The organism is Sulfobacillus harzensis, assembly GCF_012933365.1.
Taxonomy (GTDB): Bacteria; Bacillota; Sulfobacillia; order Sulfobacillales; family Sulfobacillaceae; genus Sulfobacillus_B; species Sulfobacillus_B harzensis.
The window spans coordinates 1-1,117 of the sequence record NZ_JABBVZ010000286.1 but is presented as its reverse complement, the minus strand read 5'-3'; the positions used below and the strand labels follow the sequence as shown (position 1 = coordinate 1,117).

Annotated in this window: 1 protein-coding gene; it reads right to left on the bottom strand. The window is 56.0% G+C overall.

Annotation, left to right across the window (positions count from 1 at the left end; all coding sequences use genetic code 11):
- Positions 1-23: 23 nt before the first annotated feature.
- Positions 24-863: a zinc-binding dehydrogenase gene (locus HIJ39_RS23055; RefSeq protein ID WP_275107413.1), complete on the bottom strand. Its 840-nt coding sequence runs from the start codon at positions 861-863 to the stop codon at positions 24-26.
- Positions 864-1,117: the final 254 nt, after the last annotated feature.

The window sequence follows — 1,117 nt, the reverse complement described above, 5'->3', positions numbered from 1 at the left end:
GAGGGTCGAGTTAACGGGCTACTCTACATGCGGAGCGACGGCATCGCGGACCGACTACGCACACAAGCTGCTAGGACCACCTTGGCGCGTCGTCCTGCCAAAGCCGCGGCTTGTGCCATCGTCGCGTCGCTTCCAACAAAGTCTACGATCCCTTGAGCACCTTCTCCCTCCGTCAGGCGTTTAACCTGGTCGATTACATCATCGCGAGAACCGTTCAACACCACATCAGCCCCAACCGTACGGGCCATCGCCAATTTCTCTTCGTTGATGTCTAATACGATGATTTGGCAGGCCGGCGCGAGCGCCTTTGCGTACTGGACACCAAATTGACCCAGTCCCCCCGCGCCAATTAGGACAATGGTCGCTCCGGGATACAAATGGGGCAAGATTTTTTTGATTGCCCGATATGGTGTGAGTCCCGCGTCGGTTAGAGGAGCTGCCTCGACGGGGTCCAAGCCGTTTAAGGGAAGAAGATAGCGGTATGACGGGACCAGCAAATAGTCCGCATAGCCCCCGGTCGTGCCGATACCCACCCATGATTGCACATCGGTTAGTTGTTCCATTCCCAACCACGTAAACCGATCAGGATGGGTGCTCCATCCCCCATATACCGCGACGGCGTCGCCCACCTTAACGCTTTGAACGCTGTCGCCGACGGCGGCCACCCACCCCGCATTTTCATGCCCTAAGGTAAACGGTAAGGGTAACGGCTTCGGCCGTTCCCCACTCATTAGGTGGAGGTCTGAGTGGCAAAGTCCAGAACCTCCAATTTTTACCAGAACGGCTTCTCCATGAGGCTCTGGAATCGGGACCTCTCGGATTTGCAGCGGGCGCTTATATTCAACCAATTGGCAGGCCCTCATCATTGTTGCCACTGTCCTTTTACTCATATCCTGTCGCTCGTTCGGAACCATAACTTCGCCAAACCACCCGCATTCCGGGGCTGTCCCGCACTATCCAATCTCAATTCGGAACCGTAATTTGGCCAAAATGGCAAATCGGAAGCATAAAGTGGCCAAAGTCTTACGGGACTAATGTCCGGGTAGAGTAGGAGGCCCCTTGCGGGGCCGTCCCCTCATCGAACCGGACTTGTGGTTTTCCCACATCCGGCTCTCCG